Origin of the sequence: Grimontia celer (assembly GCF_900055185.1) — a bacterium.
Taxonomy (GTDB): Bacteria; Pseudomonadota; Gammaproteobacteria; order Enterobacterales; family Vibrionaceae; genus Enterovibrio; species Enterovibrio celer.
This window is the reverse complement of sequence record NZ_FIZX01000001.1, coordinates 2,299,022-2,322,919: the sequence shown is the minus strand read 5'-3', so window position 1 is coordinate 2,322,919 and position 23,898 is coordinate 2,299,022. Positions and strand designations below refer to the sequence as shown.

23 protein-coding genes, 2 tRNA genes and 2 rRNA genes are annotated in these 23,898 nt (G+C 49.2%); 15 read left to right on the top strand and 12 right to left on the bottom strand.

Annotation, left to right across the window (positions count from 1 at the left end):
* From GCE9029_RS10285 to GCE9029_RS10265, 5 genes are all read left to right on the top strand, one after another.
* Positions 1-106, top strand: a 23S ribosomal RNA gene (locus GCE9029_RS10285); the annotation flags it as partial.
* Between the two features lie 120 nt (positions 107-226).
* Positions 227-342 (top strand): 5S ribosomal RNA (rrf, locus tag GCE9029_RS10280).
* 15 nt (positions 343-357) lie between these two features.
* Positions 358-434, top strand: a tRNA-Asp gene (locus GCE9029_RS10275).
* Positions 435-470: 36 nt separating this feature from the next.
* Positions 471-547 (top strand) — tRNA-Trp (locus GCE9029_RS10270).
* 133 nt (positions 548-680) lie between these two features.
* Positions 681-1,538 carry an endonuclease/exonuclease/phosphatase family protein gene (locus GCE9029_RS10265; protein ID WP_062663072.1) on the top strand — a complete coding sequence of 286 codons (858 nt, stop codon included), beginning with the start codon at positions 681-683 and terminating at the stop codon, positions 1,536-1,538.
* Between the two features lie 15 nt (positions 1,539-1,553).
* Here GCE9029_RS10265 and focA read toward each other — a convergent pair whose 3' ends face one another.
* On the bottom strand, positions 1,554-3,011 hold the full coding sequence (gene focA, locus GCE9029_RS10260; protein ID WP_062663071.1) for a formate transporter FocA: 1,458 nt from the start codon (positions 3,009-3,011) through the stop codon (positions 1,554-1,556).
* 219 nt (positions 3,012-3,230) lie between these two features.
* Between focA and GCE9029_RS10255 the strand changes: the two genes are divergently transcribed.
* A complete protein-coding gene (locus GCE9029_RS10255) occupies positions 3,231-4,136 on the top strand; it encodes a LysR substrate-binding domain-containing protein (RefSeq protein WP_062663070.1) in 906 nt (301 codons plus the stop codon).
* A gap of 66 nt (positions 4,137-4,202) precedes the next feature.
* Here the strand turns inward: GCE9029_RS10255 and GCE9029_RS10250 are convergent, their stop codons facing one another.
* A complete protein-coding gene (locus GCE9029_RS10250) occupies positions 4,203-5,774 on the bottom strand; it encodes a lytic transglycosylase (protein ID WP_062663194.1) in 1,572 nt (523 codons plus the stop codon).
* Between the two features lie 71 nt (positions 5,775-5,845).
* Positions 5,846-6,604: a hydroxyacylglutathione hydrolase gene (gene gloB, locus GCE9029_RS10245; protein WP_062663069.1), complete on the bottom strand. Its 759-nt coding sequence runs from the start codon at positions 6,602-6,604 to the stop codon at positions 5,846-5,848.
* Between the two features lie 31 nt (positions 6,605-6,635).
* On the opposite strand from gloB, the gene GCE9029_RS10240 reads away from it, so the two are divergent.
* Positions 6,636-7,361, top strand: a complete 726-nt coding sequence (locus GCE9029_RS10240; protein WP_062663068.1) for a methyltransferase domain-containing protein — start codon at positions 6,636-6,638, stop codon at positions 7,359-7,361.
* A 5-nt stretch (positions 7,362-7,366) separates the two neighbouring features.
* On the opposite strand, the gene rnhA is transcribed toward GCE9029_RS10240, so the two are convergent.
* On the bottom strand, positions 7,367-7,834 hold the full coding sequence (gene rnhA / locus GCE9029_RS10235) for a ribonuclease HI (RefSeq protein WP_062663067.1): 468 nt from the start codon (positions 7,832-7,834) through the stop codon (positions 7,367-7,369).
* A gap of 51 nt (positions 7,835-7,885) precedes the next feature.
* Here rnhA and dnaQ point away from each other — a divergent pair, with 51 nt between their 5' ends.
* Complete coding sequence (dnaQ, locus tag GCE9029_RS10230; protein WP_062663066.1) at positions 7,886-8,629, top strand: DNA polymerase III subunit epsilon; 744 nt, start codon at positions 7,886-7,888, stop codon at positions 8,627-8,629.
* Positions 8,626-9,909 carry a TIGR03503 family protein gene (locus GCE9029_RS10225; RefSeq protein ID WP_062663065.1) on the top strand — a complete coding sequence of 428 codons (1,284 nt, stop codon included), beginning with the start codon at positions 8,626-8,628 and terminating at the stop codon, positions 9,907-9,909. The genes dnaQ and GCE9029_RS10225 overlap by 4 nt, the downstream gene beginning before the upstream one ends.
* A gap of 67 nt (positions 9,910-9,976) precedes the next feature.
* Here the strand turns inward: GCE9029_RS10225 and fadE are convergent, their stop codons facing one another.
* Positions 9,977-12,427: an acyl-CoA dehydrogenase FadE gene (gene fadE / locus GCE9029_RS10220; RefSeq protein ID WP_062663064.1), complete on the bottom strand. Its 2,451-nt coding sequence runs from the start codon at positions 12,425-12,427 to the stop codon at positions 9,977-9,979.
* A gap of 330 nt (positions 12,428-12,757) precedes the next feature.
* Here fadE and lpcA point away from each other — a divergent pair, with 330 nt between their 5' ends.
* Complete coding sequence (gene lpcA, locus GCE9029_RS10215; RefSeq protein WP_002537972.1) at positions 12,758-13,336, top strand: D-sedoheptulose 7-phosphate isomerase; 579 nt, start codon at positions 12,758-12,760, stop codon at positions 13,334-13,336.
* A 15-nt stretch (positions 13,337-13,351) separates the two neighbouring features.
* Complete coding sequence (locus GCE9029_RS10210; protein ID WP_062663063.1) at positions 13,352-14,176, top strand: class II glutamine amidotransferase; 825 nt, start codon at positions 13,352-13,354, stop codon at positions 14,174-14,176.
* A gap of 63 nt (positions 14,177-14,239) precedes the next feature.
* Here GCE9029_RS10210 and purN read toward each other — a convergent pair whose 3' ends face one another.
* Both purN and purM read right to left on the bottom strand, forming a co-directional pair.
* Positions 14,240-14,875 carry a phosphoribosylglycinamide formyltransferase gene (purN, locus tag GCE9029_RS10205; RefSeq protein ID WP_062663062.1) on the bottom strand — a complete coding sequence of 212 codons (636 nt, stop codon included), beginning with the start codon at positions 14,873-14,875 and terminating at the stop codon, positions 14,240-14,242.
* A 2-nt stretch (positions 14,876-14,877) separates the two neighbouring features.
* On the bottom strand, positions 14,878-15,921 hold the full coding sequence (gene purM, locus GCE9029_RS10200; RefSeq protein WP_062663061.1) for a phosphoribosylformylglycinamidine cyclo-ligase: 1,044 nt from the start codon (positions 15,919-15,921) through the stop codon (positions 14,878-14,880).
* Between the two features lie 190 nt (positions 15,922-16,111).
* Between purM and upp the strand changes: the two genes are divergently transcribed.
* Positions 16,112-16,738, top strand: coding sequence for a uracil phosphoribosyltransferase (gene upp, locus GCE9029_RS10195; RefSeq protein ID WP_002537967.1), 627 nt, complete (start codon positions 16,112-16,114; stop codon positions 16,736-16,738).
* Positions 16,739-16,804: 66 nt separating this feature from the next.
* Here upp and GCE9029_RS10190 read toward each other — a convergent pair whose 3' ends face one another.
* Positions 16,805-18,046, bottom strand: a complete 1,242-nt coding sequence (locus GCE9029_RS10190) for a uracil-xanthine permease family protein (protein WP_046302860.1) — start codon at positions 18,044-18,046, stop codon at positions 16,805-16,807.
* 262 nt (positions 18,047-18,308) lie between these two features.
* On the opposite strand from GCE9029_RS10190, the gene GCE9029_RS10185 reads away from it, so the two are divergent.
* On the top strand, positions 18,309-19,421 hold the full coding sequence (locus tag GCE9029_RS10185; RefSeq protein ID WP_082804312.1) for a DUF2066 domain-containing protein: 1,113 nt from the start codon (positions 18,309-18,311) through the stop codon (positions 19,419-19,421).
* Between the two features lie 68 nt (positions 19,422-19,489).
* On the opposite strand, the gene GCE9029_RS10180 is transcribed toward GCE9029_RS10185, so the two are convergent.
* Genes GCE9029_RS10180 through bepA form a run of 4 tightly spaced genes read right to left on the bottom strand, consistent with a single transcriptional unit; the run spans position 19,490 to position 22,334 of the window.
* Positions 19,490-19,903, bottom strand: a complete 414-nt coding sequence (locus GCE9029_RS10180) for a DUF2069 domain-containing protein (protein WP_082804311.1) — start codon at positions 19,901-19,903, stop codon at positions 19,490-19,492.
* Between the two features lie 17 nt (positions 19,904-19,920).
* Entirely contained in the window at positions 19,921-20,502 is a 582-nt protein-coding gene (wrbA, locus tag GCE9029_RS10175; protein ID WP_062663059.1) for an NAD(P)H:quinone oxidoreductase, read from the bottom strand.
* Positions 20,502-20,846 (bottom strand): arsenate reductase (glutaredoxin), encoded by a 345-nt coding sequence (arsC, locus tag GCE9029_RS10170; RefSeq protein ID WP_062663058.1) that lies wholly within the window; start codon positions 20,844-20,846, stop codon positions 20,502-20,504. The genes wrbA and arsC overlap by 1 nt, the downstream gene beginning before the upstream one ends.
* Positions 20,847-20,876: 30 nt before the next feature.
* Complete coding sequence (gene bepA, locus GCE9029_RS10165; protein WP_062663057.1) at positions 20,877-22,334, bottom strand: beta-barrel assembly-enhancing protease; 1,458 nt, start codon at positions 22,332-22,334, stop codon at positions 20,877-20,879.
* Between the two features lie 171 nt (positions 22,335-22,505).
* Here bepA and GCE9029_RS10160 point away from each other — a divergent pair, with 171 nt between their 5' ends.
* Both GCE9029_RS10160 and GCE9029_RS10155 read left to right on the top strand, forming a co-directional pair.
* Entirely contained in the window at positions 22,506-22,727 is a 222-nt protein-coding gene (locus GCE9029_RS10160) for a sulfurtransferase TusA family protein (RefSeq protein ID WP_062663056.1), read from the top strand.
* Positions 22,728-22,739: 12 nt separating this feature from the next.
* Positions 22,740-23,819 (top strand): AI-2E family transporter, encoded by a 1,080-nt coding sequence (locus tag GCE9029_RS10155; protein ID WP_062663055.1) that lies wholly within the window; start codon positions 22,740-22,742, stop codon positions 23,817-23,819.
* Positions 23,820-23,898: the final 79 nt, after the last annotated feature.

Below are 23,898 nucleotides of genomic sequence, written 5' to 3'. Positions count from 1 at the left end.
AAGTCCTCTAAAGGGTTGTTGGAGACTACGACGTAGATAGGTCAGGTGTGTAAGCGCTGCGAGGCGTTGAGCTAACTGATACTAATTGCCCGTGAGGCTTAACCATACAACACCCAAGGGGTTTTGACGGACTCGAATAGAACCTTGAATGTGTAGAGAACACAGAAACAGCTTTCCAAGATTTTGGTTTTGACCTTTTTTAAAGGTGAAGACTTAGCAGAATTTGCTTGGCGACCATAGCGTTATGGACCCACCTGACTCCATGCCGAACTCAGTAGTGAAACGTAACAGCGCCGATGGTAGTGTGGGGTCTCCCCATGTGAGAGTAGGACATCGCCAGGCTTCCAATTTAAGTGTGGAGCGGTAGTTCAGTTGGTTAGAATACCGGCCTGTCACGCCGGGGGTCGCGGGTTCGAGTCCCGTCCGCTCCGCCACTTCTTAAAGAGAAGCTAACTCTTAAAAACAGCAACAGGGGTGTAGCTCCAATTGGCAGAGCAGCGGATTCCAAATCCGCGTGTTGGGGGTTCGAATCCCTCCACCCCTGCCATCTTCAAGCCTCAGCAGAAATGCTGAGGCTTTTTTCGTTTTGGTGTTTGGCTTTGCTCTTAAATCCCTGTGCGGGAGTGGTGGTTTATGTGTATCCTTCAGGCTAGTTTAGTTCTTAAACGCTAATCGGCACTATGAATCAACTTCGAAGCCTTTGGGTTATTCTCACTACCGCATTTCTTCTACTGGGTATTGCTCGCGTCTACTTTCTCGTTGATGTCCCTGACTCACCTCAGCTTGCTTCCGGGCAAGGTGCTGTGAAATGCCGCGAGTACGAAAGCCCTTCGAGGATTGATGTATCGAAGCCTTTAAACATGGCTGTATGGAATATCTATAAACAGCAATTGGAAGGTTGGGATACTGAACTTAGGTCGTTGGCGACGGACAACACCATCATTTTGCTTCAAGAAGCACAAACCAAACCACAAATGCTCAGCTATGTGGAAGAGAGCGGTTGGCATAGTAATCAGGCCTATGCATTTGCGATCAATGGAGAGATTGCGGGTGTAATGACATTGTCTGAAGCAGTACCAGTGAAGGTATGTGCTTACACCAAAGTCGAGCCTTACCTACGATTACCAAAGAGTGCGTTGTACAGTGCTTTTTCGCTTTCCAATGGAGAGATTTTGTCTGTGATTAACCTTCACAGTATCAATTTTACTTATGGAGTGACTGAGTATTCTGAGCAACTGGATGCGTTGGTTGAAGCGGTAGAGCCACTTAAGGGCCCTTTGATTATTGCCGGAGACTTAAACACCTGGAGTAATGAACGACTGTCTGTCGTGAGAGATAAGTTAAGTTTAATTGGGCTAAAGGAAGCGAATTTCCAGCCAGATGAAAGGCTACGGGTTTTCAGCCATCCGTTGGACCACGTATTTTATCGTGGGGTGGCGTTACAACACGCTAAATCTATCGATACTCCCGCCTCTGATCACGCGAGGCTCGAAGCGAGCTTTGTGTTTGATGAGGCAAAAGAAAAAGGCAGCGATTAACGCTGCCTTTCTTTTTCAGATTGCTTGTGACATTTGACTGATTGTTTCATTCGCATTGTAGAGTGGGCGCATCGCTTTCAATACATCTGAGCGGGAGATTACGCCAACTAGACGATTGTTTTCCAGTACTGGAAGGATATGAGGTTTACTCATTTTCGCTTCACGAACGCGGTCTTTAAGTGGTTTATAGCTTAGGCTGGTTGCAATACCCATGTCAGAAACAGGAAAGGCTTTTTCTTTGTCGACGACTAAAAATTCAGCGACATCAATCAGGCTTTCGTTGGCGCTAAGAGCTGTCACATCATCGTTCATTAAGTCGCTTACGCATTGATCTGCATCTGGTAGGTAGTCCTCACACCATAGGTTGACCATCACATCATGCACTGAGAAGAAGCCGACCACGTGTAGTTGATTGTCGCAAACCGGAGCACCAGTCAGTTGGTTTGAAAGCAGCACATCGATAGCATCTACAGTGCGATCATTGGCTTTCAATACGATAGGGCTAGTATTCATCAGATCTTTAACTTTCATTTTGTTCATCATGGCAGAATCCTTACTGGCTTTATTGAGTGTCACTGGCGAGTTGACGGCCAGCATTTCAGGTTGTTGCATTTGCTTTGTATAAATCCCCCAGTTGGCAAGGCCAACCAGTACAGCACCACCGACAACGTTGCCAAGGGTTACTGGGATAAGGTTATTAACGATAAAGTGGGAAACAGTTAAGTCAGCGTAACTTGATGCTGATACCCCTAATTGCGTCCAGAAAGCGTCCGGTGAAAAGTGGGAAATGACGATACCCAGCGGAACCATAAACATGTTGGCGATGCTGTGCTCGAAACCGCTAGACACGAACATGGCGACAGGCAGCATAGTCATCACAGCTTTGACGACAGGATTTGCAGAGCAAAAGGTTAGCCAAATGGCTGTGCAGACAAGAATGTTACAGAGCACGCCGAGCGTGAAAGCTTCAAGCCAAGTGTGATGAAGTTTATGCCGCGCGATATTGAGTGCATTCAGCCCCCATTGACCGCCATCCAATTGGTACAGCCCTGCTGCTGTTACCAGCGCTAACAAAATCATTGCTCCGATAAAGTTACCTAGGTAGACCTTGCCCCAGGTACTGAAAAGCTTTCCGATGCCAACCTGGTTGTTGGCCCAGGAGATACTCGAAAGCACTGTGCTGGTAAACAATTCGCCCTCAAAGATGACGATAAGTATCAGGCCCATACTGAATGCGAGCCCGCCAATCAGCCTGGTCATTCCCCAACTTGCGCTGTCATTGCCAGTGGTGACCGTGATGTAGAAAAGAAATGCGAGGCCAATAAAGGCGCCAGCCAGCACAGCAAGACTGATGGTGGCCCCACTTCTTTTGCTGATTTTCTTCAGTGCATAGCGCTCTGCCTCGGACATCATTTCAGCCGCAGAGAAGCCTTTCACTGAGACGAAGTCGTGATCAGAATACGCAGTTGTCATTTCTTCCCCTCCTGTGTTTATTCATAGTGTTTTCCCTTTTCTTCGAGTCGGGCGGTGTACCTGACTTCCCTTTCAGACTAAGTGTGACGGGGTGGTCAAGTACAATTGATAATCCTTTGTTTTATATTCAGTTTTATTGATGATTTTTTTAGGGTGAGTACAATAAATCCATAAAAAGAAAAAGGTTTAACGTTCGCTGCTTTTCCGGGGAGGGAAGTCATGCGCTATTCACTTAAACAATTGGCAGTTTTCGATGCCGTGGCGGATTGCGGCAGCGTCAGTCAGGCGGCAGATTTGCTGTCTTTGACTCAATCTGCAACCAGTATGTCGCTGTCACAGCTAGAGAAGATGTTGGGCAGGCCGCTTTTTGAACGGAAAGGGAAGCGCCTTATCCTGACGCATTGGGGAGCGTGGCTTCGACCAAAGGCCAAGCGGTTGTTGAGAGACGCCAAGCAGATAGAAATGGGCTTCTATGACCAGCACCTATTGAGCGGCGAAATCCGCCTTGGGGCAAGTCAAACCCCCGCAGAACATCTGGTTCCGGACCTTATCAGTATTATTGATAATGACTTTCCAGAAATTCGAATTTCCTTAGGCGTGCGAAGTACCAGCTCTATTATTCAGGGTGTATTGGATTACCGATATGATCTTGGGATCATTGAAGGGCGGGTTGATGACAATCGGCTGCATCAAGAACCTTGGTGTACTGATCACTTAACGATTGTGGCCGCAGCCCATCATCCTTTTGCCAAACGTGAACGCGTAAGTATGGCGCAGTTGGAGCAGGCTCAATGGATTTTGCGTGAACATGGTTCGGGAACAAGAATGGCATTTGAGAGCGCAATTTCTCGTCATATCGCTGACCTTGATGTTTGGCGCGAGTATGAGCATATTCCAGTTATCCGAAGTCTTGTTGCCAATGGGCCTTATGTCACCTGCTTACCTTACTTAGATGTTGAGCAGTATATTGAAGACGGAAAGTTGGTGGCGCTGAACGTACCAGAGTTAGATATCTCCCGTTCACTTTCTTTTGTATGGCGGGCTGATATGGCGGAAAACCCGGTGGTGGATTGCTTTAAGCGGGAAGGTATCAGGATGATGAAGCGACACCCTATGGTGATGTAATCAATTTTGTTGATACAAAAAAGCGCGCAGCGAAAACGCTGTGCGCTTTTTTTCACAAACTAGAAGCTAAGCGCTCACTTTGGTGACATCTATATACAGTTTCAGTTTTTGTCCTGGCTGGATATATGCGTTCTTCTTCAGCGAGTTCCATTTCACCAAGTCCGATACTGACACCTTGTAGCGTGCTGCAATGCCGCTCAGTGAATCACCTTCACGGATTTGGTAGAAAATAGTACGAATACGTGCGCCTTCATCGGCTTTTTTCCAAATCACCAAGTCCTGACCAATACGCAGCGGATCTTTCGGTGCCATACCATTCCAGCGCGCCAGCGAAGTATGTGACACGCTATGTTTGCGTGCGATAGTCCAGAAACTATCACCTTTTTGAACGGTATGAGTAAGTTTGATATCACCGCGTTTCTTGCTGGTTAGCTTGGCCAGACGCTGTGGTGCACTTAGCGTGTACTGACCCTCATCTTTTAGGGATACAGGAATCAGTAGGTGCTCGCCTACGCGGATATTGGTTCCTTTTAAGCTATTGGCTCGTTGTATCACTTTTACTGTTGTATTGTGACGCTTTGCAATCAGACCCAGAGAGTCACCGCTTTTTACCTTGTAGCGGGTGACTTTGATGCCCTGATTGTTGTTTTCTGTCAGATTGCTATTAAAGCGAGCCACATTTTCTTTTGGCAGTAGTAGGTGATTTGTACCGTCTGGCGCTGTCGCCCAGTGGTTATATGCAGGGTTCAGGCTTTGGAGCTCAGACAGAGACAGACCAGCGTAGTTAGCTGCCAGCGCCAAGTCCATCTGCACACCTGGCTCTACTTGTTCAACCACAGGTTTATTGGCAATTGCTGGCAGATCCAAACCATAACGTTCTTTGTTCTTGACCACATCTGCAACGGCGATCAGCTTGGGTACATAGCCGCTGGTTTCCTTTGGTAAGGACAGATGCCAGAAGTCAGTTGGCAGCCCCTTGGCTTTGTTCTTTTTGATTGCTCTGAACACGCGACCTTCACCGGTGTTATAAGCGGCCAGCGCATGCAGCCAGTCACCATCAAATTTCTTGTGTAGGTACTCCAACAAATCCAATGCAGCATCTGTTGATGCGACCACATCACGACGGCCGTCATACCACCAGTTTTGCTCCAAGCCAAAACGGCGGCCTGTGTCAGGTACAAATTGCCACAAACCCGCTGCACGACCGTGAGAATAGGCGAATTGATCAAATGAGCTTTCTACAACAGGCAGCAGTGCAATTTCGAGTGGAATGCCACGCTCCTCCACTTTCTCAGTGATGAGGTAAAGGAAAGGTTCAGCGCGTTCAGAGACTGTTTTGAGGTGTTGCGGATGCTTTAAGTACCAGTTGCGGTAGTAATTAACGCGCTTGTTTTCAGGCACGGGCATCTCAAGTTGCATAGCAATCCGTTCCCAGACATCGTCCTGTGTTTGAGGCGTGATGACAGGTGTGGTCTCCTCAACCTTTTCGGTTTTTACTGGCGTCTGAACGATGTCAGTCTTTAGGAGCGCTTTTTCCTGTTGCTCTGGCGTGTTAGTCGTGGTTGCGACATCACTCTGGCCGGTAATTTGGCATCCTGCGAGGAACATCGATCCAACTAGCACATAACGGAACTTCATTAATCTTTGACCTTTCAAAAAATGGCCGATGATGATACTCGGCCGGAACTCCTGCTTACAAGTGACTTGTGTCAAAATTCATCTTTCCAGCGTCTGAGTGCCGCAAAAGTTTCGGTATCCGTAGAGTCAGTCGCACCTTGACTCACGGCGGCTTTAACACTGTCTATGTGGGCGCGAAGGAAGGGGTTGATACGCTTCTCTCGCCCAATCGAACTGGGTAACGTTGGTACATTTTTGGCACGAACTGCCTGTGCTTCAACAACATACTCGTTAAGCGCAGTATTGTTCGGTTCTACCGCTTGAGCAAATTTCAGGTTCGAAAGCGTGTATTCATGCGCACAAAACACCAGTGTATTTTCGGGTAAAGATGCCAGGTGCGTCAGAGATTGGTGCATTTGTTTAGGTGTACCTTCGAACAATCTGCCACATCCACCTGAAAAGAGAGTGTCACCGCAGAACAGCATGCCTTCAGCGTAATAAGCAACGTGGTCCAGCGTATGTCCCGGAACTTGGAAAACTGTAAAGTCAGCATTGAACAGTGTAAAACTGTCACCATGTTTGAGCGGTTGATTGACCATGGGGAAGCGCTCGGTCGTTGGGCCATAAATTGTGAGATTTGGAAAGTGATCCAGCAATGTATGGATACCACCGATGTGGTCATTGTGATGGTGGGTAACCAGTATCCCATCCAGCGTCAGCCCTTCGTTATTCAGGGTTTCAAGCACGGGTGCAGCATCACCTGGATCGACGACAACGCAATGATTGTCATCATTTTTTAGTAGCCAGATGTAATTATCATTGAATGCAGGTATGCTTGTTACAGATAGCATTGACTCTCTCCAGCTATAACTCAAAAACACTATGAAACCAGCACGCAGCCAACGTCCACTGGAATACCCTTATACGTGGGACCAATTCGCACATGGCGAATGGGCGTGTACGCATGTACAAACGCGGCTGGATGAGTGGTTGCCCAGACTGTTCGGTTATCACATGCTGAAGCTTGGTGGCCTTAGCTGTGAAATGGTGACCGGGCATTGTAACATCCAGCATCAGGTCTGTATCGATAAGCTAAATCCGTTACGAAACATGGAAGCGGAAAACTACGACCTGCCTTTCTTAGATAAAGCCTTCGACGTTTGCATTCTCGCCAACCAGCTCGACTACACTGATGACCCTCATCGGCTGTTGCGTGAAATTGACCGTGTCATGATAGACGATGGCTACCTGATCCTTTCAGGAGTAAATCCCAGTAGTTTGATGGGGATCGGTCGATTAATCCCATGGCGTAAAAATCAACTGCCTTGGAATGGGCGAATGTTTACGCCATTGCGAGTTAGAGACTGGTTGGGGGTGCTTAACTACGAAATTGTAGAAATGTCATGTTTCGGACTGATTCCGGCGACGCGTCACCGTACATGTGGCGTATGGTTTGAGAATGCTTGCTCAGGACTGTTACCAGCAATTGGCTCGCTCTATTTTATTGTTGCCCGCAAGCGAACTTATCCCCTGAAGCCAATCAAACCGAAATGGAAGCTCAAAAAGTCGCTATCGCCGGTGAGTGTGAATTACCGCACCGGCGGTTGAGATATTTACTCGGAAGGAATGTAACCTTCATCTGGCCCTGTCGGGTTTTCTGCCGCTGTTCTTGCTAATTCATCACAGCGTTCGTTTTCCGGGTGCCCCGCATGGCCTTTCACCCATTGCCAGTCCACAGTATGACGCTGGGTTTCAGTATCCAGACGTTGCCAAAGGTCAGCATTTTTTACAGGCTTCCTGTCGGCTGTTTTCCAACCGCGCTTCTTCCAGTTGTGTATCCACTGTGTGATACCCTGACGTACGTATTGACTGTCGGTAGTCAGAGTTACGTTGCAGGACTCTTTCAGGCTTGCCAGCCCAACAATGGCAGCCAGCAGTTCCATGCGGTTATTGGTGGTGAGCGCAAAGCCTTCGCTCATCTCTTTTTCATGTTGTTTATAGCGCATAACTACGCCATAACCACCCGGCCCCGGATTGCCGAGACAAGAACCGTCCGTGAAAATTTCTACCTGCTTGACCATATTTGTTAGTATCTGTGGAAATTAATCGCCAAGTCTGACACAAGTGCCGCTATGAAAGCCAGTTACGACAGAATTATCGTTCTCGATACGGAAACCACGGGTATGAACCGTGAAGGTGGTCCGCATTATGAAGGCCACCGCATCATTGAAATCGGTGCAGTGGAAATCATTAACCGCAAGCTGACCGGTCGCCATTTTCACGTGTATATCAAGCCTGATCGCGAAATCGATCCGGAAGCGATTTCCGTACACGGTATTACCGATGAATTTTTGCGTGATAAGCCGGAATACGGCGATATCCATGCCGAATTCCTCGAATTTATAAAAGGTGCAGAACTTGTCGCCCATAACGCGCCCTTCGATACCGGCTTCATGGACTATGAATTCCAGATGTTGGACCCGTCGATTGGTAAGACGGACGATTTCTGCAAGGTAACTGACACACTTGCCATGGCGAAGAAGATCTTCCCGGGCAAGCGAAACAACCTTGATATTCTCTGTGAACGTTATGGCATAGATAACTCTCACCGTACCCTGCACGGCGCATTGCTCGATGCCGAGATACTGGCCGACGTTTACCTGTTGATGACAGGTGGTCAAACGACATTGAAGTTCAATGCCGGTGACTCAAATGATGAAGGTGGCGGTGGCGAAGCTATTCGACGTGTTGAAGCCGGTACGAAAAAGCTAAAGATTATCAGTGCCTCTGCCGATGAACTAAGTGAACATGAAAAGCAGCTGGATATCATCGAAAAGAATGGCAGCTGCCTATGGAGGCAACAGGAGAGTGTATGAAAACAAGGTGGGCTGGGTTGCTGCTCACTCTGCTGATGGCGTTCAACGTCGCGGCGGAGCAGACATCGGATCGTGACATACGGTTACTCAACAACCGCTTCCGTATCGATTCCACCATTACTCAGGTTGCTTTTGTTATCTACCGCCAGAACCCGAGCCGCCCGGTTGTGCTAGTGCAGCCAGACGGCTCTAAAATCTATGATTTTCGCCACCCCGACAATGTCTCCTGGCACAAAGAGTCAGACATGGACATTATTTCAATTCAAAATCCTATGCCGGGCCCATGGCAGGCTATTGGCAAGGTGACGCCGGAAAACAAAATCCGCATCCTGTCTGACCTCAATATGAAGGTCGATACCTTCCCTGATCGTCTTTACCAAGGTGAAACCCTGAAATTCACTGCGCGGTTGATGCAAGGTGAAGTACCCCTGAATCTAAGGGATTTCCTCGATCGCGTTGAGTTGACAGTCACTTTTACTGAGTTTTTGGAAAGTGTGGACGATATTCCGGTTGATCAGCGCCCGCAGGCCATGTCGCTTGGCCGATTCAAAGATGATGGGGCAGGATTAGATGAATACGCTGGTGATGGTGTATTTACGGTCGAATTGCCGATCAATGTTCACCCGGGGAAATACCGTGCAAGAGTGACTTCGGGGAATGGGGTGTTCTTCCGCACCCTTGAGCAGGAAGTCTTAGTGTACCCAACGCCTTTGATGGCAACATTCAAACAAAGCCGCAAGAAAGCTCTGCCCCACCATTTGCTGGTGGAGTCAGACACTGCCAGTATCGAGACCGGTTCGATTGCTGCGCACTCTGAGTTTATTGATCCTAACGGCAAGTCTTCTGTCTATCAGGGCGTTGCCGGTGAAGATTACACCGCACTGACGGTGGACATTGATAATTTTGAAGAACCTGGGCGCCATAAGTGGCATGCCTGGTTGTACGGTACAGATAAGCTGTCAGGCCGTCCTTTGATGTTCCATCTTCCTGAGCAGACGTTTGCAGTGGCCGACTATGAAGCGATAGAGCAAGCTAAGCTGGAGCGGGAAGAACGTGAAGCAGAGCGTAAACGTATAGAAGACGAGCGTATTGCCGCGGAAAAACGCGAAGCAGACAGAAAGATGGCGATGATTACTATCATCGGTGGCAACATTTTACTTCTTATTTTGGCTGTTGGTGGCTGGTTTGTTGTTCGTATGATCAAGCGTAAGAAGCTGGCAGCAGAGTCAGAAGAAGATCTGGAAGCGCCACCACCGGAGGAGCCAGACAAAGCTGCTTAATTAGATTATTCAGTGCAAAGAAAAAGGAGAAGCTTAGCTTCTCCTTTTGTCGTTATTGGATTTGCTGTTACGCAGCGTGAACGACTTGATCCAACGCTTTGCTCGCGGCAGCCAGCTCGGCAGGGTCAAAATCATCAACATTGATGGTTTCGAGGCGACCTTCCTCTGCAATGCGTAAGATGTCCGCTTCTTTCTCTGAAATTGCGCCTTCACGAAGACCAACCTCTGCCACTTTATCGAGGAACATAAATGGCAGTTTCTGGCCTGTCGAGTCACAGACTCTCTGATAGACAGGCTCTGCGGCAAGGATATCCAATAGGGCTTTTTCAATCTTACCTACGGCATTGTGCTCAGAGGCTTCCAGGAACTGACCGCGGCCGATGCGGCTACGGGTTTCTCCTGGCGTTTGTAGGATCGCAGCGACTTTACCATCCAGTGAATCGCTTGGTTTTGTGCGGCGCGTGCCGAATGGGAACAACAGGACACGCAGCGGTGCAGCTACCCAGCGGGCAGGGAAGTTGGCAAGGAAATCATCCAGCGCTTCTTCCGTTTGGTACATAGCATCTTGCATGCCCCAGTGAACCAAGGGCAGATCCGCTTTTTGGTAACCTTCGTCGGCATAACGCTTCATGGTTGCCGAAGCCAGATACAATTGGCTCAGAACATCACCCAAGCGGGCAGAAAGGCGTTCTTTTCGCTTCAAGTTGCCACCCAGCACTGCCATTGAAATATCTGATAACAGCGCCAGGTTAGAAGCATAGCGGTTCATCTGTTGGTAGTAGCGCGCTGTTTCGTCTTTACGTGGTACGCTGGAAGTGCGACCGTCAGTCAGACCCAGCCAGACAGAGCGAACCAGATTGCTAATCACAAAGCCGACATGGCCAAACAGTGCCTGGTCAAAACCAGCCAATGCTTCACGTTCGTCTTCTTTGTAAGCAGCGTTCATTTCTTCCAGAACGAATGGATGACAACGGATAGCACCTTGACCAAAGATGATCATTGAACGGGTCAGAATGTTCGCACCTTCAACCGTAATGGCAATCGGTGCACCTTGATAGCCACGGGCCAGGAAGTTCTTCGGGCCTAGACAGATACCCTTACCACCGACGACGTCCATAGCGTCAATCACGCCACGTTGACCACGGTGGGTACAGTGGTATTTCACTATGGCAGAGATGACCGACGGTTTCTCACCTAAATCGATGCCGGCCACGGTGAGTGCACTGGCGGCGTCCATCACATAGGCGTTACCGCCGATGCGCGCCAGTGGCTCTTCAATACCTTCCATTTTACCGATAGGCAATTTGAATTGACGGCGAATACGGGCATAAGCACCAGTCGCCAGCGCAGCGGCTTTCAGGCCACCTGTCGAGTTTGAAGGCAGGGTAATACCACGGCCAACAGACAGACATTCAACCAGCATACGCCAACCCTGACCGGCCATTTCTGGACCGCCGATAATGAAATCAAGTGGAACGAAGATGCTCTCGCCGCGGGTAGGACCGTTTTGGAATGGCAGGTTCAGAGGGAAGTGACGACGACCAATGTCCACGCCTTCGATATCGGTCGGGATCAGAGCACAGGTGATACCCATCTCTTCTTTATCGCCCAGCAGTCCCTCAGGATCTCTCAGTTTGAACGCCAGACCCAGTACTGTCGCCACTGGCGCCAGCGTGATGTAACGCTTGTTCCATGTGATCGACATACCCAGCACTTCTTTGCCTTGCCACATGCCTTTAGTGACAAAGCCTTCATCAGGGATAGAGCCCGCATCAGAACCAGCTTCTGGACTGGTCAGTGCAAAACATGGAATTTCAAGACCATTGGCCAGACGTGGCAAGTAGTAATCTTTCTGGTCTGTGGTGCCATAGTGTTGCAACAGCTCGCCAGGACCCAGGCTGTTAGGCACACCGACTGTTGAGGAAAGCACGCCGGAGACACCGGTCAGCTTTTGTAAAACCAGTGATTGCGCGTAAGCAGAAAACTCAAGACCACCGTATTCCTTTTTGATGATCATGGCGAAGAACTTGTTGTCCTTCAGGTACTGCCAAACTTCCGGTGGCAGATCCGCCAACTCATGGGTGACCTGATAGTCATTAACCATGCGACATACTTCGTTCACCGGACCCTCAAGGAATGCGCGTTCTTCTGCGCTCAGGCGTGGCGCAGGGATATCGTGCAGCTTGTTCCAATCTGGCGCTCCACGGAAAAGATCGGCTTCCCACCAGACAGTACCTGCGTCAATCGCTTCTTTTTCGGTCTGAGACATTTCAGGCATCACGCCTTTAAACATCTTCAACGCAGGCTTACTCAGCCAAGACTCACGGAATGAACGTACATTCAAAGGAATCGCAATCGCAATGAACACCAGCCAGCTGATTTGGCCAACAATGCCCATCACAGAGCCAACAATTAACATTCCCGCAGCAGCGGCGGTGAACAGTTTCAAGCCTGCACGGTGATACGCAAGTATCGCCATCAGTGCCAGAAACGTTATCAGGTACAGGGTTGTCGCCATTTTCGGTTCTCCTTATCCTTCAACCCAATCTTAAATGGTAAGAGGTCATACCACTTAATTGTAAGCAGGTTTTTAAGAGAATGTAAAACAGTGACCGGTAAAAATGTGCACATCACTTCACAGAGAAATTAAATGAAACAGTGTTCAGTTTTCAGACGATTGTTTTTCCGAGAGAAGCATAAGGTGAGGCAGATTATCGACAGCCTCATCTTTTTGCGGGTACACTGCTTCTAATATTTTTGGGCGCTTGCCCTGCCATCAAATCCTCCCGATCGTCATCGATAATGCGGTTGGTAAAGGATGACTCAACATTAAAATAGAGAATTGCCCATGTACCAAGATCTCATTCGCTCAGAGCTCAATGAAGCGGCTCAGGTGCTTAACGCGTTTCTAAGTGACGACAAAAACATTGCAGATATTGAAGCGGCGGCGAAACTGCTGGCAGATTCATTCAAAGCAGGCGGTAAAGTGCTGTCTTGTGGTAATGGTGGTTCACACTGTGATGCGATGCACTTTGCTGAAGAGCTGACGGGCCGCTACCGTGAAAACCGCCCTGGTTATCCGGCCATTGCAATCTCTGACCCTAGCCACCTTTCTTGTGTATCGAATGACTTTGGCTACGAATACGTTTTCTCTCGTTATGTTCAGGCGGTAGGCGCAAAAGGCGATGTACTGTTTGGTCTGTCGACGTCAGGTAACTCAGGTAACGTGCTGAAAGCGATTGATGCTGCAAAAGAGAAAGGCATGAAGAGCATCATGCTGACGGGTAAAGATGGCGGTAAAATGGCTGGCTTGGCAGACATCGAAATCCGTGTACCGCACTTTGGCTATGCGGACCGCATTCAGGAAGTGCATATTAAGATCATCCACATCCTGATCCAGCTTGTTGAAAAAGAAATGGAAAAATAAGGATAACGTAAAGGAATGTGTGAACTGCTTGGCATGAGTGCCAATGTACCGACGGACATTTGTTTTAGCTTTACCGGCTTGATCCAGCGAGGGGGCAATACTGGCCCTCACCGTGATGGCTGGGGCATTGTCTTTTACGAAGGCAAAGGGTTCCGAACGTTTAAAGATCCGAACCCGAGCTGCGACTCAAAAATTGCTGAGCTTGTTCAGAGTTATCCGATAAAAAGCTGCGCCGTGATAAGCCATATTCGTCAGGCGAACCGCGGCGAAGTCAATCTGGAGAATACTCATCCGTTTACCCGCGAAATTTGGGGACGCTACTGGACTTACGCCCACAATGGGCAATTGTCAGATTACGACGATTTGCCGACTGGACACTTCAAACCTGTGGGTGAAACGGACAGTGAAAAAGCCTTCTGCTATTTGCTGCACGAGATTGAAAAGCACTACCCGGACAAGCCGCACGATATGACGGAAGTGTTCCGTTTTATCGCCAGCCGCTGCGACAAACTGCGTGAACTGGGCGTATTTAACATGCTGTTCAGTGACGGTGACTATGTGATGGCGTATTGCACCAATAACCTTCACTGGATTACCCGTCGTGCGCCGTTTGGCAAAGCCAGCCTGATTGATGAAGAAGTCACCGTCGACTTCCAGGAAGAAACCACACCGAATGATGTGGTGACAGTGATTGCGACCCAGCCACTGACCAACAATGAAACCTGGCACAAGATGCAGCCGGGTGAATATTGTGTGTTCCATTTGGGTGAAGTGATTACTTGCAATCGCGCAGATATCGAGGCGCAATCAGAGAGTAAGGTTATCGATTCTGATTCGTAACGCGATCTTCGACAATAAAAAAACGCGCCGCAAGGGCGCGTTTTTTCTGTCCGGTAAACGGAATTAATCAGCTGCGTAGCCGGATTGTCCCAGCACTTCGCCATCCATCACGGCTTTATCATTCGCCATGTTGAGCCTGCCTTGGCAGAACCACTCAACCACCAATGGGTAGATACGGTGTTCTTGCTCCTGAACGCGTCCAAATACACTGTCGGCGTCGTCATCTTCAAAAATCGGCACTCTGGTCTGAAGAATGACGGGGCCACCGTCGAGCTCTTCCGTCACGAAATGTACAGAAGTGCCGTGCTCATCATCTCCTGCGTCAATAGCACGCTGGTGGGTGTTGAGGCCGGTGTATTTCGGCAATAGGGAAGGGTGGATGTTCAGCATCTTGCCCTGATAGTGACGGACAAACTCTGGCGTCAGGATACGCATGAAACCCGCCAACACAATCAGGTCAGGCGAGTATTCATCGATGGTCGCCATCAGCTGACTGTCATATTGGCTCCGGTCTGAAATCCCTTTGCTGGGCACAACAACCGCCTCAATGCCAGCGTCTTTTGCGCGGGTGAGGCCGTATGCATCTTCTTTGTTTGCAATAACAGCCGAAATTTCAATACCGTTATTGCCATGACAGCGATCGATGATCGCCTGAAGATTTGAGCCGTTTCCAGAAACCAGAACAACCAGCTTTTTCATGGTTACCCCTTGATCTCTACCTGTTCTTCGCCAGCCGCAGCGTTCTCGATGGTGCCCAGCAGCCATGCGCTTTCGCCTTCCTGATTCAGGATGTCGATCGCTTTTTGTGCTTGCTCTGCAGGTAGTGCAACTACGAGGCCTACGCCACAGTTGAAGGTACGGTACATTTCGTGCTCGGTCACGTTACCGTTTTCCTGTAGCCAGTTGAAAATAACAGGCCATTCCCAGCTGTTGCCATCGATCACGGCTTTGGTGCCCTCTGGCAGAACGCGAGGAATGTTTTCCCAGAACCCGCCACCTGTGATGTGTGAGATAGCGTGAACATCACAGCTTTCCAGCATCTTCAGTGCAGGCTTCACATAGATTCGTGTTGGCTCCAGTAGGTGATCAGCCAGTGTTTTGCCGTCAAGCTCAGCGTTAACGTCTGCGCCTGAAACCTCGATGATCTTGCGAACAAGGCTGTAGCCGTTAGAGTGAGGGCCAGAGGAAGCCACAGCGATGATGGCATCACCTTGAGCGACTTTAGAGCCGTCGATAACGTCTTCTTTCTCAACCACGCCGACACAGAAACCTGCCACGTCGTAATCTTCACCGTGATACATGCCCGGCATTTCGGCAGTCTCACCACCGATAAGCGCACAGCCGGATTGCAGGCAGCCTTCACCGATACCCGTTACCACGTCAGCAGCTGTATCAACGTCCAGCTTGCCTGTTGCGTAGTAATCAAGGAAGAACAGCGGCTCAGCACCCTGAACAATCAGGTCATTCACACACATTGCCACCAGGTCGATACCAATGGTGTCGTGTTTTTTCAGATCCATCGCCAGGCGAAGTTTGGTACCTACACCGTCAGTACCTGAAACCAGTACTGGCTGTTTGTATTTTGTAGGCAGTTCACAGAGTGCACCGAAACCACCGATGCCACCCATCACTTCAGGACGACGAGTGCGCTTAACAACGCCTTTAATTCTGTCGACCAGGGCGTTACCTGCATCGATATCTACACCTGCATCTTTGTAGCTTAGAGAAGACTTATTATCGCTCACTGGGGATCCTTACCGAGTTATGGACTAAAAAGCGGCGCCATTTTAACAGCGGTATTTCAAAAAGGAAAACGTTTGCGTCAGGTTCAAAGCAGCGAATTTGGCTTAAAAAAGCGCAACCAGTTGTATGTAACTATTCCACCGAATTTTCTTGTGTATAATTCGTGGAATTTGTTTTTTGCAGGAGTCTGTCATGAAAGTCGTCGAAGTTAAGCACCCGCTGGTAAAACACAAAATCGGTCTTATGCGTGAGGGTGATATCAGCACCAAGCGTTTCCGTGAGTTGGCGACAGAAGTAGGCAGCCTGCTGACCTATGAAGCGACTTCAGATTTCGAAACTGAAAAAGTGACCATTGAAGGCTGGAATGGCCCGGTTGAAATCGACCGCATCAAAGGTAAGAAAGTGACGGTTGTGCCAATCCTGCGTGCAGGTCTGGGCATGATGGATGGGGTTTTGGAGCACATTCCAAGTGCACGTATCAGCGTGGTAGGTATTTACCGTGATGAGGAAACCCTGGAGCCAGTTCCTTATTTCCACAAGCTGGCGAGCAACATTAATGAGCGTATGGCGCTGGTGGTTGACCCAATGCTGGCAACCGGTGGTTCTATGATTGCGACCATCGACCTGCTGAAAGAGCACGGCTGTGACAACATTAAAGTATTGGTGCTTGTTGCAGCGCCAGAGGGCATTGAAGCACTGGAAAAAGCGCACCCGGATGTTGAATTGTACACTGCGGCTATCGACCAAAAACTGAATGACAAAGGCTACATCGTTCCGGGTCTGGGAGATGCGGGCGATAAGATTTTCGGTACTAAGTAAACTGAACAAAATCGAGATATGAAAGAGGCTTCCACTTGGAAGCCTCTTTTCGTTTGGTGCGGAGAATTAATCTTCCATCTGCGCGTTATCGACAACGTGGGTTTCACCCATGTCATGCGGCAGAATGAGGTTCAGCAAAATCGCAACAATACCACAAAGGCTGATGCCCTGAAGGCTGAACTCACCAATGCCAAATGCCATACCGCCGATACCAAAGACCAGAGTCACAGCCACAATGGCGAGGTTACGTGCTTTATGCAGGTCGACTTGGTTCTTGATCAGAGTGTTCAAACCGACGGTCGCGATAGAGCCAAACAGCAAAATCATGATGCCGCCCATGACAGGAACGGGAATGGTCTGCAAAATCGCACCTAACTTACCAACGAAGGCCAATACAATCGCGGTGATTGCGCCCCAGGTCATGATGGCTGGGTTGAAAGCGCGGGTCAGCATTACAGCGCCCGTCACTTCACTGTACGTTGTGTTAGGTGGTGCGCCAAACATCGAAGCAGCCATGGTGGCAACACCGTCGCCCGCCATGGTGCGGTGAAGACCTGGTTTTTTCAGGTAGTCTTTGTTGGTTACATTTGAAATTGCCAGCATGTCGCCAACGTGTTCAACGGCAGGGGCTATGGCTACTGGGATCATGAACAGGATTGCGTTGATGTTGAATTCTGGTGCCGTGAAGTTTGGCATAGCCAGCCACGCTGCGTTTTGGACCGGAGAAAAGTCCACTACGCCAAAGAAAAGGGCAACCACATAGCCTGACACGATACCTGCCAGAATCGGTACCAGCTTGAAGAAGCCTTTAGCGAACACCGATACAGCGATGGTTGTGATGAGTGAAACCGCCGAAATCCAAAGTGCCACTGAGCCATCGACCAACTGAATGGCACCGTCACCCGATTTACCCACCGCCATGTTGACGGCAGCAGGTGCTAAACCCAGACCAATCACCATAATGACCGGACCTACTACCACAGGTGGCAGCAGTTTGTGGATGAAGCCGACACCACGCACTTTGATAAACCCACCCATGCACACATACACCAAGCCTGCAGCCATTAGGCCGCCCATGGTTGCTGGGATACCCCAAGTTTGAACACCGAACAAGATAGGTGCAATAAAAGCAAAAGAGGAAGCGAGGAAAATGGGGACAGAACGTTTGGTGATGATTTGGAAAAGAAGGGTACCGATACCGGCACCGAAAAGAGCAACGTTAGGGTCGAGTCCCGTAAGGAGTGGAACCAGCACCAACGCGCCAAAGGCAACAAATAGCATTTGTGCCCCTTGTAACACTTGCATCATGACGCACCTTCCTGAGTTTTTTAAAATCGCGGGATACTATCATGATTTATAGGGGCAATTAAGTGAGCTATTGCATACTGTCAGTATACTTCACACTGATTGACAAACTTTCTGTCGGAAAAATTGTCAATGAAGTAACAGAGAGATTGTTTTCGCTGGCCTGAGCAGTTGTTATAACACTCAATTTCGGTGTTTAGCCATTGCTGACAGTAGGGCTTCACTTTATGATCAACGTTTAAAAATCGAGTTATCTGGCAAATTTATGTTACGAACCTTCATTTTCGTTTTGGCACTCGTACTGGGGCAAACCAGTGCAATGGCCGCTTCATTGTTCAGTGCTGAAGTGGTGTTGGATGACAGCGATGCAGCAACGGAACAAGCTGCGAAAGAAACGGCATTTATTGATGTGCTGATCCGCGCATCTGGTCAGTCTGAAGTGGGTAATAATCAGGTTATCCAAAAAGCACTGCCAACGGTGAATCAATACATCACCCAGCTCGGTTATGGTGATGTGGAAGGTCAACGTTCTTTAATTCTAGGTTTTGATGATCGCAAGATCCGCACACTGTTAACCCAAGCGCAAGCGACTTACTGGGGGACTCCTCGTCCTGAAGTGCTGTTTTGGTTGGTGGAGGACAACGCTTCGCAACGTAATGTAGTGTGGGAGCAGTCGGCTTCACCGCTTATCAACGAGCTGAAAGCAGAAGGTGAGCGCAGAGGTTTACCTGTTTTGATGCCTGTGGGTGACTTTGACGATGTGGTTGCAGTGTCTATTCCCGATCTTTGGGGTGGGTTCGCAGGACCTATCGCTCAGGCTAGTGCGAGATACAACCCAGCCGGTGTGGCGGTGGTAAAGGTACATAACAACCGCATAAGTTGGCAGCTTTTCCCAAATGCTGCGGGTATTGGACAAGATGCGCCAGTTGAAGGCCGGGCTTCAGGCTCACCTGAACAAGCTTTTGCCACCATGATTGATGAAATGGCTGACTTCTATGCGGGTCGCTTGGCAGTGAACCTTGGTGTAGCTGATAGCGGCGCAAAAGCATTGGAAGTGTCAGGGCTTGACGATGCAGAAGACTTCTTTGTCATAGAGCGTACGTTGAAAGGCTTGAATTCAGTCGCTTCATTGCGATTGGAATCAATAGTAGATGGTACCGCTACTTTTCGAGTCAGCCTTCTGGCTTCTGAAGATATCTTCCACAACGAGATGATGGTTGACCGTCGTCTTCGCCGAGTCGAAGCTCTGCCGCAACCAATGGTGGAAGTGGAGGCACCAGTTGTCACAGAAAATGTTGATGGTGTGATTGTGCCTGTTGAGCCAACACCCGCTCCAGAGCCAGTAGAAGTGGCGATTCAGTATGAGTGGATTGGCTAAGTAGCATCTATTGGATTCAAAAAAAGCAGGTTGAGAAACCTGCTTTTTTGTTGCTTGCGATTTGGGGTTTATTGCTCGAAACGCGCTTTTTCTTCTTTCTCGACTTGGGAGAGTTTCTTCAGTCCCAGCCCCTCTTCTTGTCCTTTGCGCTTGGCGTAATATACGTTGCAGACAAAAGAAAACGAAGTCAGCGCCAGTTCAATAGCAGCCAGCCAACGCTCACCCACATCGACCCAGAGAATGGTCAACGCATGCAGGAAATAGAACATCAAAATGAAGTTTGCCCAGGCGTGCGTATAGGCCTTACCTCTTAAAATACCCAAAAGAGGCAAAAGCAGTGGGAGTATCCAAGCAATAGCGACACCGATTGGGTTCACATGTGGGTGTGGTGAAATCACACCATGCCACATAGCGACCCAGCCAATGAGTGCCAAATACGACCCGAGAGCCAGAGGTCGCAGTGTTGAACTGGAAGAAAACAACGGGATAACTCCTTTTATCAATCTTTGAGGCGCGTGGCTATTTCAGCCAGACGCTTACCGCCAGCAATAGCGAGGCTTTTCTCGTCAGCATCTGGCTGACGTCTGCCTTCACCCGTAATGTGTGAAGGCCCATAAGGTGAGCCACCACCTTGTGTTGTGTGCAGGGCAGGTTCTGAATGTGGCAGACCGACAATCACCATACCGTGATGGAGCAGTGGCAACATCATGGTATTAAGCGTGGTTTCCTGCCCACCGTGGGGCATAGACCCTGACGTAAACACCATGGCTGGTTTTCCAATCAAAGTGCCCGCCAGCCAATCTTTGGCTGTACTATCGATAAAGTGCTTGAGCGGTGCTGCCATGTTGCCAAAACGTACAGGGCTACCAAGAGCCATACCATGGCAGGTTTTCAGATCCTCTATCGATACATATGGGTCTTCCGGCGTCTCTGTTGATGGCGATTCGCCAACAACAGAAATGTCTGGCACGGTGCGTAATCTCGCTACTGCACCTGATGCTTCTATACCGCGGGCAATTAGGCGGGCCATGCTTCTAGTCCCGCCATGGCGGCTATAATAGAGAACCAGAATCTCAGTCATTACAGAATGGTCAATACGTTTTCTGGTGGGCGACCCATAGCCGCTTTGCCATTTGCGACAACAATTGGGCGTTCAATCAGCTTTGGATTTTCAACCATTGCTTGGATCAGTTGCTCGTCAGTCGCATCTGCCAGTTGTAGCTCTTTGTAGATGGCTTCTTTGGTACGCATCATTTGGCGCGGAGAGTCGAAGCCCAACTGCCCCAGCAAGGTTCTAAGTGTGTCTGCAGAAGGCGGTGTTTCCAGATAAGCCACAACGTCTGGCTGAATGCCCTTTTCTTCGAGCAGCGCTAGGGTTTGACGGCTCTTGGAGCAACGAGAGTTGTGATAGATAGTGACTGACATGACAGTTCCTTTTTCGTTTTAGTTTGTCGCTCAGCGCTGCAATTCCGCGAAACGCGCTTCCTGTACCCTGAGCTGATCTATACGTGCATCGTAGCGAGCCTGATCAAGGCTGCCAAGTTCCACAAGCTGACTGGCTTGTGTGTAATTGTTAATGGCCTTGTGCCAGCGACCCTGAAGGGCGTAAAGCTCTGCCTGTGCTGCCAAAGCGCCGTGGCGGATACCTTCACTGTCGTAGGCTTCCTGAAGCAATGACCAGCCATTGGTATTGGCTGGGAAACGGTGCGTCACTCTCACCAGCCCTTTGATGGCTTCGTCATAACGACCCGCTTTCACCAATACATAATCACGGTTTAACAGTAATACAGCATTGTTTGGTTGACTGGCGAGTGCTTTATCAAGACGTTTCAGTGCCGCATCATAGTGCTTCTGCGCGACGTCTAAATCTGTCATCGCATCGAGATAGAAGCGGTTATTTGGCTGTGCCTTATACAGCGGCGCTAAAAGCTTTCCGGCTTTATCGAATTGTCTGCTGTCGATATACACCAGCGCTTTACCGTAATTCAGTGACTGGGCACGGGCAGGGGAAGCTTTTTTGAGTTGTCGGTCAAACCAATCGATGGCAGCCGCACTATCAATACCGGCAAAGCGCGCGATCACGCGGGCTCGAGCCAGGTGGTATTCTGGCGACAACGGAACCGTGCGTTGTGGATATTGCTGCGCGCGAGACCGTGAATCGGTGATACGTGAGTCTGGTAATGGGTGAGTCAGCAAAAACTGCGGTGGTTTTGATGCAAAGCGGTATTGGTCAGCCATACGGGTAAAGAATATTGGCATTGCATTTACATCAAACCCTGAGCGGGAGAGGGTTTCCAGACCAATCCGGTCGGCTTCTTTCTCGTTGCTTCGGGTGTAGTTGATTTGACTTTGAATAGACGCCGCCGTGGTTGCTTGAGCGGCAGCAATACCTGCTTGAGGAGCAGCAATCGCCAACATGAGAGAGCCGACCAATGCAGCCATCGTCAGCGGCGTTTGTTTTGCCCGCTCTTCCATAGCACGTGCCAAATGGCGCTGCGTTAAGTGCGCAATTTCGTGAGCGACAACTGACGCAAGCTCGCTTTCGCTCTGTGCATGGAGAAATAGACCTGTGTGTAATGCAACGTGACCACCAAAGAAGGCAAAGGCGTTAATGTCACGATTCCGTATCAGAAAAAACTCAAAAGGTGTTTTAACATCATTAGCATTGGCGACCAGAGATGCACCCAGTGAGGAAATATATTCCGATAAGACAGGGTCATTCACGATAGGCTGGCTGCCACGAAGCATACGCATGTAAGCGTCGCCGTATTCGATTTCCTTCTCAACCGTCAGCGTACCTGCTGCTGCGGTACCGATCTCAGGGAGATCACTGTACGACGTCGCCATCACTGGTGATGTAAAAGTAAGTGATGCAATAAGAAGGCTCGTTGTGGCTTTTTTGAAAAGCTGCATGACTGACGTTGGTGCCTCCAGCACGCGAAATCATTGAGGTGTTGTTATAGATAGACAACGTGGCTGGCGAGAGGTTCTGGCTTTCGCAGCGAGGTTGTCAGGACACCCAAACTACTTATCCGCGTTGTTTGAGTATACAATGCCGACGATAATAGCGGTCAGCGAGAAAGAATGGAAATTCAATCCCTTGATTTGCGCGAGCAACGTTGTCCAATGGCGTTGCTCTTGGCGAAAAGAGCCTGTGCATCACTGAAGCAAGGACAGCAAATAGCGCTATATATTACGGACAGTGGCGCCTTGAAGGACATTCCCCGTTACTTGGAAAAGAACGGTTTTGAATTTGAGTGCGAGTCTGTTCAGGGAGCGACGGTGATGAATGTCACCAAACTATAAACAGGAACCTACATGCTAGAAATGCTTAACCGTTGGTATCAACGACGGTTCTCAGACCCGCACGCGGTCAGTTTGATTGCGCTGCTCGTCACGGGCTTTGTGGTCATCTACTTCTTTGGCAACCTGATTGCCCCGCTTCTCGTCGCTATCGTACTGGCTTACCTGTTGGAGTGGCCTGTTGCCAAAATGGTAGGGCTGGGTCTCAACCGGACGCTATCTGTCATACTGGTTCTTCTGCTTTTCGTTGGCTTTATGATTTTGGCTTTCTTTGGCTTGATGCCAACTATCTGGAACCAGATCATCAACCTCATCGCTGACATTCCAAAAATGTTCAACGATTTTCAGAGCTATGTCTCTCATCTCCCTGATGAGTACCCGGAGCTTATTCAGCCGCACATGGTGAATACCTTTATCGATACACTGCAAAGCCGTGTGCTGGGCATGGGTGAAACTGTGGTTAAGAGCTCCTTGTCTTCGCTGGTGAGCCTGGCTGCGTTGGCGGTGTACCTGATTTTGGTGCCGCTGTTGGTCTTCTTCCTGTTGAAAGACAAAGACGAAATGATGCGCTCGTTTACGTCTTTACTGCCTAGAAATCGCCGGTTGACTAATAAAGTGGGTATGGAGATGAATGAGCAAATCTCCAACTATATCCGTGGCAAGGTCACTGAGATCATCATCGTGGGTATCACCAGTTACATTACCTTCGCGATTTTGGACCTCCGCTATGCGGCACTGTTGAGTGTCGCGACCGGTTTGTCTGTGCTGATTCCTTATATCGGCGCAGCAGCGGTTACGCTGCCTATCTTTATGGTGGCGTTGTTCCAGTGGGGCATCAGCCCTGAACTGGGTTACTTAATGCTGGCTTATGGGATCATTCAGGCTCTGGATGGTAATGTGTTGGTGCCAGTGTTGTTCTCTGAAGCGGTGAATCTGCATCCAGTGGCGATCATCGTGGCGGTTTTGGTTTTTGGTGGTCTTTGGGGCTTTTGGGGTGTTTTCTTTGCTATCCCACTGGCGACATTGGTGAAAGCGGTATGGAATGCGCTACCTTCGAATGAACCAGAAGAAGCAATAGCAGAAACTAACAACTAAACTGATCTTCACCGTGTTAAAGTAAGTACTGTTAGAGACCTGAATTTGGGTCTCTATTTATTTTTACCTCCTCCGTCAG